The following is a 6634-nucleotide window of genomic DNA, read 5'->3' as shown; positions in this document are numbered from 1 at the left end:
CCAACGATCAGCGCGACATCTTCAACTGCAGCCAAAGCCGCGTGCAGGTTTTGTTCGACTAAAAGGACCGATGTCCCTTCACGAACGACCAATTTGATCAACTCGATCACATCAGAAACGATCGTCGGCGCGAGGCCTTCAGTCGGTTCATCGAGCACCAGAACCTTCGGGTTCAAAAGCAGTGCGCGCGAAATCGCGAGCATCTGTTGCTCCCCTCCCGAGAGCCGATCCCCTAGGTTACGCCACCGTTCTTTCAGACGCGGAAAGGTGTCATAGACCCTTTCGATGTTCCAAGCCGCGCCCTTGCGCTCCAGAATGCGCAGGTGCTCTTCAACGGTCAAGGATCGGAAAATTCGGCGTCCCTGCGGCACATACCCCAACCCTGCCTGTGCTCGCTTTTCTGGCGTCAGCTTGGACAGGTCTTCATTGCCGAGCATGATCTGGCCAGATGTGATCGGCGCAAGACCAAAGATCGCGTTACAAATGCTTGTTTTGCCGACGCCATTGCGCCCCAGAATGCCTAACGGTCGATCCCCGAGATCAAGGCTGACATCGTGCAACACATGGCTTGATCCGTAGTGCAGGTTTATGTTCTGCAAACGCAGAATAGGATCATTTCCCATATGCGCCCCCAACGTAGATCTCATGGACATCTTTGTCGGCCATCACCTCTTCAGGCGTGCCTTCGGCCATAAGTTGGCCATTGAAAAGAACCGTCACGCTTTCAGAGGTTTGAAAGGCAATTTCCATGTCATGCTCGATCAGGATTACAGTGATTTCGCTTGGTAAGGACAGCAACAGTTTGCTTAGCTGCGGGCGCTCGGCGGGCGACAGACCGGCCGCAGGTTCATCAAGTAATAGCACCTTTGGATCTTCGGCAAGCGCGATCCCGATCTCCAGTTGGCGACGTTGTCCATGGCTCAGGTCAGACACCAATTTCCCAAGGAAATCACCAAGCCCGCAAACTTCGGCGAGGCGTTCAGCTTCAACGCGGCGCGTATCGCTCGCGCGGACAGGCAAGACTTGAAGCCACCCACCGCGAATACCCGCAACAGCCAAAAACAGCGTGTCATGAACACTCAAGCCATCGAACAAATAGGCATGTTGGTAGGTCCGGCGCAGACCGCGTTTGATCCGCTTGGGGATCGATGATTTCGTCAGGTCGTCACCGAACAGGCTGACAGAACCAGCAGAGGCCGCATAGTCCCCCGTCAGAATATTAAACAGGCTGGTTTTTCCGGCCCCATTAGGCCCGAGTATGGCGCGCCGCTCGCCGGGTTTTACCGCAAGCGACACATCCTTGACGGCCCAGAAACCGCCAAACCGTTTGCCAACGCCTTGGGTCTCCAAGGCGTTGATGGTCGTTTTATGCTCAGTGCTTATGGGCAAGACGGGTTGTCCCGGCTCACAGGTCCACCCGCGAGGAAGGTCGCTGGGTCTTGACCAAGTGTCTGATTAACGTTCTCAACCACTTGAATAGGACGTGTTCCAAGCGAGCCATCTTCGCGCTCGAACACTTCGATGACGAAGTTGTCCACGATCCCATTGCGGTTCTCGTCGAGGCGCATTTTACCGCCCGTTGGTTGCGTGAACTCAAGGCTCGACAGAACCTCGCGGAACGCTTTACCGCCGTCGGACAGATCACCGTTTACCGCTTCCAAACCAAGCATCGCCGCTTGAGCGCCCATATAGTAGTGGTGCGCAAAGATTGATGGCGCGCCAAGACCATCGGGATAGGCTTCGGCATAAGCTGCGGAGAAGGCTGTCCATTCAGGGCTGTCATAATCTGACACTGTTGGCGTACCCGCAGGCGCACCCACAAGCATGTCGCGGAAAGATGCATCGCTCGATAGAACCGTTTGGTCAATCGTGATCGATCCGCCGATGATGGGCGTATTAAAGCCCGCTTGCTGATACTGCGTCAGGAAGCTGACCGCGTCCGAGCCACCCAGCGCGACGAAGATCGCATCCACGTCTTGTGGGATCGAATAAACGACGGAAGAGTAATCCGCGTTCCCAATTGGCGTCCAGAATTTCTCTGGCACTGTGCCGCCTGCTGCGCAGAACTCAGTCATGAAGCCAAGAACTTGCGTGTAGGGGAAGGAATAGTCTTCCGCGACCACGGCCACTTTCTTGTAGCCCTTGGTTTCATAGGCATAAGTGCCAACGCCAGCCATCCATTGCGCGCCATCGCCGCCAAACCGGAAGAAGTTCTCGGACGGATCGCGCAGCGTTGTATCTTGCGCACCGGACGAGCCGTTGATGATTGTCACGTCAGGATAAGAGCGGGACAAATCGCGCAGCGCGAGACCTTCAGAGCCGGACAATGGACCAACGATGATTTGCGCTCCGTCTTGCTCGATCAAACGGCGGGCCGCTGCGACCGCGCTGTCAGGGCTCGCATCAGATGAGACAACAACGAGTTCAATGTCTTTGCCTGCGACAGTGCCGCCCGCGTCCGCCACAGCCATTTCAACACCGCGAATGCCGTCTTGTCCAAGCGCGGCAAACGCCCCTTCAAGGATCGAAATAACCCCGATGGTGAGATCTTCTGCCGAAGCAGGCACCGCTGCGACGCTCAAGGCCAAAGCTGATACTGCTATTTTAAGATGTTTCATAGTTCCCTCCCAAGTTCTGTTTAAGTTTTTCGTGATGTTGCCGCGCCACCGCGCAGCTTTTTGGCCCAGTCAATCGCGAGTTGAGACAGCCCGTTTGGAGCCGCAATGATGATCAACAGCAGGACAATTCCGATAAGAAGATTGAAGCGATCACGGTCGATCAGATCGATCGCGAAGATATCAAGGACAACGTAGACAATGGCCCCGACAAAGGCGCCCGTCGGATGGCGCAGACCTCCAATGACAGCGATGATCAAGATGTCGATGATCGGGCCGATACCGACCGAAAAGCTTGAGACACGTTCTTGATACCAGACGTTTAGGATGCCCCCGCTGCCCGCGATCAAGCCGGAAAAGGCAAAGGCCGCGACAATGGGCAAGGTGGTTGGAATACCCAGTGCCAACAACCGCCCCGGCGCATCGCGCACAGCTTGCACGGCAAGTCCTAAAGGGGAGCGCACAAACCCCTGAACAAGTACCACGCAGATCGTCGCAACGAGCAATGTGAGATAGTAAAGCGGTACAGCATCGCCCCAGTTTCCATCGCCAAGCGCAGGCGGAATGACACCCGAGAAACCTGTAAAGCCGTTAAACAGCACGTAGTTCTGTCGCGTGAAATAGAAAAAGGCGACACCAATCGCCAAGGTGATCATGATCGCGTAAATGCCGCGAGAGCGTCGCGCCACATAGCCAATCATCGCGCCAGCCAGCATCGCGAGGATCAGCGCCAGTGGAATGGTCACGATCAAGGGCAATGGGATGCCTAAGCCAACCGTGTTTGGTCCGAAATAAGCAATCGCGTACCCTGCAACGCCGGCCAACGTGACTTGAGCAAAGGACACAACACCAAGGTAGGTCGCAAGGAAGCACAGGCTCAGCGCAATGATGCCAAGGATCAGGGCGCGTGTGATGACTTGGCTCAGCCAGAAGTCATTGGCGATCAGCGGCACTAAAACCAGTGGAAGTAGGACAAAGAGAAGCCTCATACTTCGGCCCGCCCGAGCAATCCTTGGGGCCGCACGGCCAGCACGAAGACCATGATGACGAAGGTCACGACAGCCGCATAGGTCGGCGCATAGGCCAGACCATATTGTTCAGCCAATCCAATGAGCAAAGCGCCAAGCGCTGCGCCGCCGACAGAGCCCATGCCCCCCACAATGACCACCACCAAGGAGGACAAAAGGAATTGTAGATCCGTGCCGGGTGCAATGGACAGCGCGGAACCTGCGATAACCCCAGCCATACCAGCCAACATACCGCCCATTGCGAACACGAGAATGAATATCTTGTTGATCGGATAGCCAAGTGCGCGCAGCATATCTTGATCATCCACACCTGCACGAATGACCGCGCCCACGCGGGTCTTTTGGATAAAGAGCCACAAGGCCAATCCAACAGCCAAAGCAAAGCCGATCAAATACAGGCGCACGGTCGCATAGCCGATGCCCAGCATTTCAATCCGCGTACCACCCGCCAGCCAATCCGGAGTGCGGACCTGATATGTTGTGCCACCCCAAATCCACAACATAAGATCCGCAAGAATGATCGAAATTGCGATGGACGCGAGCGTTTGGCGTAACTCATCGCCTTGCATCCAGCCCAAGATGCCAATTTGCACCATAGCCCCCGCAAAGGCCGCCGACAGTCCCGCGACCAAAACCCCCAAAGCCCATAGGCCCGTCGCATCCACGACAGACCAACCGACATAGCCACCAAGCAGCAATAAGGCCCCATGCGCCATGTTCACAGTGCGCATCAGGCCAAAGATCAAACTGAACCCACTGGCGGCTAAGAAATACAAAGCAGCCAGCGTAAGCCCATTCAATGTGACGACAAAAAATAAGGTCATTGTTCCTCCGAGCCCATAGTCTTGGCAGGATTCGGGGAATTCGCACGTGGGAGTTGGCTTAATGCCGTTTTAAAAAATAGATTTTAAATCAATAACTTGGCAGAAATTTCCATTTCGACAGATCGTCAATAGTGGAATTACCTTCTTATTTTTTCCTATTTTTGCTATTCATTAAACATGAGCACATTTACGATTAGCGGCAAGCGGGCCGACCCTGATTTGAAGAATCAGCATATCTATTGCCCGAGCTTGCAGGGCCTATCCGCCCGTTTGGCCGACGCCGCTTTCTTGATGCCGCGTATGGATCAAAATCGACACGTTAAGAATGCTTCAGGTCACGGTCATTGGGCCGCCGCCATCGCGGCTGATCCTTTTGGTTCCAACAGCGCTTTTTTCAATGCGCTGCGCACTGCGGGATATAACGGCGTTGTGAACTGGCCTTCCTCAATCTTGCTTGAGGGCGACACACAGCAACAAATGTCCACGATCCCCGCAACGCCAAGCGCCGAATATCAATTTCTTGCGAATGCGCAGGACGCGGGGATGCAAACGATGGGTTTTATCCTCACCCCAGATCATGCCGCGGACGCCCTCGCGGCTGGGATCAAGACCCTGATCTTACATCCGGGCATTCTATTAGACGTCGATTTCGCAGCAAAGACGATGATCCGCCGCGCTCTCGAAGCGATCATTGTGGGCGTGAAAAAGGCAGAGCCAAAGGCCCGCGTATATCTCTATGTCTCGGATTGGCACGAACGCATGATCGATCTCACGGACATGACATGCGATGGCTTTGTTCGCTTTGAAGAGGCGCCGCAATGAGCCAACAGAAAGATCGCTTTCTCTTTGGCGCGGTGGTCGGCTCTGGCATGACAGCACAAGTTGCTGATCGTTCAGATGCGGATTTTCTGCTCGTACTGAACGCAGGTCGATTTAGGGTTCAAGGTGCCTCTTCGCTCGCGTGCTTTCTTCCCGTGCGAAATGCCAATGACTGGGTCTTTGAATTTGCCGAACGCGAAATTCTGGGGCGTGTCTCTGCGCCTATTTACGCAGGCCTAAGCGTCAGCGACCCAAACATTGATCTAAATGCCCTTATCCATCAGGTTCGTGATCTTGGCTTTCAAGGCATTTGTAATTTCCCATCGAACGCTTTGGTCAGCGGGCGCATTCAAAAGCTTCTCGAAGACGAAGGGTTGGGATATTCCCGTGAAATCGAAATGGTGCGCAGTGCCAAAGCCATTGGGTTGGATTCACTGGTTTACGTGGCCACGAATGCACAAGCCCATGCCATGCATGAAGCGGGCGCAACGACGATCTGTGTCAATGTCGGCTTTACCAGTGGTCCGACGGGCGTGGATTCTGAACTGAGCATCACATCAGCCGCGCGCATCATTGATCAAGTGCTCGACGGGCTTCCGCCATCTGTACAGACCCTTTGCGCGGGTGGGCCTATCATCACACCAGAAGACGCAATGGCCGTCTGGCGAACATCCAAAGTGCAAGGCTATGTCGCGGGATCATCGCTTGACCGCCTGCCGATTGAACAAACGTTAGAAGAGGTCGCAAGCGGCTTTCGCGTTATTTCGCAGATGTCGCGCAAGCAATTGGATCGCGACAACCAAGGCACGCATTTGATCGGCTCGTCAGCGAAAACGCAGGCGCTAAACCGCGATCTCAAAGAGCTCGCGCAGGAAGAAGCCCCTGTTCTGATCATCGGCGAAACAGGAACGGGTAAAACAAAAGCGGCGCATCTGTTGCATCAACTTTCAGATCGCAAGCGCCAGCGCCTCTCCATCATTGATTGTGCGGGCTTGGAGCTGGACTCTGGCCGTGTGCTTCTCATGGGGGCGACGGCAGGCACGCTAAAGGCGGGCTTGCCGAGCAGTCGCGGCGCGTTGGAAGCGGCGGCGCGCGGCACGGTTATCTTTGATGCGATTGATACGTTGCGCCCCGAACACCAAGGCCAAATCCTGAGATTTGCAGAGGACGGCACTGTGCAGCGTCTCGGCGATCCTGACGCGCGCATTGTATCGGCGCGGATTATCGCAACGGCGCATCCAAGTTTACTCGATGATGTGGCTGCGCATGTTTTCCGTCCTGATCTGTATTATCGCCTCGCAGTACATGAGCTTCAACTACCGCCGCTTCGCGAACGTATTGAAGACCT

7 protein-coding genes are annotated in these 6634 nt (G+C 55.0%); 2 read left to right on the top strand and 5 right to left on the bottom strand.

From position 1 onward, the window contains the following. The 5 genes from ABJQ89_RS09625 to ABJQ89_RS09605 form a co-directional block, all read right to left on the bottom strand. Positions 1-623 (bottom strand): ABC transporter ATP-binding protein (locus ABJQ89_RS09625; RefSeq protein WP_348496034.1); only part of this gene is annotated, 623 nt, incomplete at its 3' end. Continuing rightward, a complete protein-coding gene (locus ABJQ89_RS09620) occupies positions 613-1389 on the bottom strand; it encodes an ABC transporter ATP-binding protein (RefSeq protein ID WP_348496033.1) in 777 nt (258 codons plus the stop codon). The genes ABJQ89_RS09625 and ABJQ89_RS09620, both read right to left, overlap by 11 nt. Beyond that, positions 1380-2618: an ABC transporter substrate-binding protein gene (locus tag ABJQ89_RS09615; RefSeq protein WP_348496032.1), complete on the bottom strand. Its 1239-nt coding sequence runs from the start codon at positions 2616-2618 to the stop codon at positions 1380-1382. Before ABJQ89_RS09615 ends, ABJQ89_RS09620 begins: the two co-directional genes overlap by 10 nt. A 20-nt stretch (positions 2619-2638) precedes the next feature. Continuing rightward, positions 2639-3604 (bottom strand): branched-chain amino acid ABC transporter permease, encoded by a 966-nt coding sequence (locus ABJQ89_RS09610; RefSeq protein WP_348496031.1) that lies wholly within the window; start codon positions 3602-3604, stop codon positions 2639-2641. Beyond that, the gene (locus tag ABJQ89_RS09605) at positions 3601-4467 is read right to left on the bottom strand and encodes a branched-chain amino acid ABC transporter permease (protein ID WP_348496030.1); all 867 of its coding nucleotides are present in this window, start codon (positions 4465-4467) and stop codon (positions 3601-3603) included. Before ABJQ89_RS09605 ends, ABJQ89_RS09610 begins: the two co-directional genes overlap by 4 nt. Positions 4468-4644: 177 nt before the next feature. On the opposite strand from ABJQ89_RS09605, the gene ABJQ89_RS09600 reads away from it, so the two are divergent. Together ABJQ89_RS09600 and ABJQ89_RS09595 are read left to right on the top strand one after the other, a co-directional pair. Continuing rightward, positions 4645-5289, top strand: coding sequence for a phosphoenolpyruvate hydrolase family protein (locus ABJQ89_RS09600; RefSeq protein ID WP_348496029.1), 645 nt, complete (start codon positions 4645-4647; stop codon positions 5287-5289). Further along, positions 5286-6634: phosphoenolpyruvate hydrolase family protein (locus ABJQ89_RS09595; RefSeq protein WP_348496028.1), on the top strand; the 1349-nt coding region annotated here is incomplete at its 3' end. The genes ABJQ89_RS09600 and ABJQ89_RS09595, both read left to right, overlap by 4 nt.

This window comes from Planktotalea sp. (assembly GCF_039984035.1).
Taxonomy (GTDB): domain Bacteria; phylum Pseudomonadota; class Alphaproteobacteria; order Rhodobacterales; family Rhodobacteraceae; genus Planktotalea.
The sequence above is the reverse complement of the archived record's forward strand: the minus strand, read 5'-3'. Positions and strand labels throughout refer to the sequence as shown.

What these genes read in the sequence shown, in the direction of transcription:
- ABJQ89_RS09615 (WP_348496032.1), bottom strand. Translation starts at nt 2,618, where the DNA reads ATGAAACATCTTAAAATAGCAGTATCAGCTTTGGCCTTGAGCGTCGCA.
- ABJQ89_RS09610 (WP_348496031.1), bottom strand. Translation starts at nt 3,604, where the DNA reads ATGAGGCTTCTCTTTGTCCTACTTCCACTGGTTTTAGTGCCGCTGATC.
- ABJQ89_RS09605 (WP_348496030.1), bottom strand. Translation starts at nt 4,467, where the DNA reads ATGACCTTATTTTTTGTCGTCACATTGAATGGGCTTACGCTGGCTGCT.
- ABJQ89_RS09600 (WP_348496029.1), top strand. Translation starts at nt 4,645, where the DNA reads ATGAGCACATTTACGATTAGCGGCAAGCGGGCCGACCCTGATTTGAAG.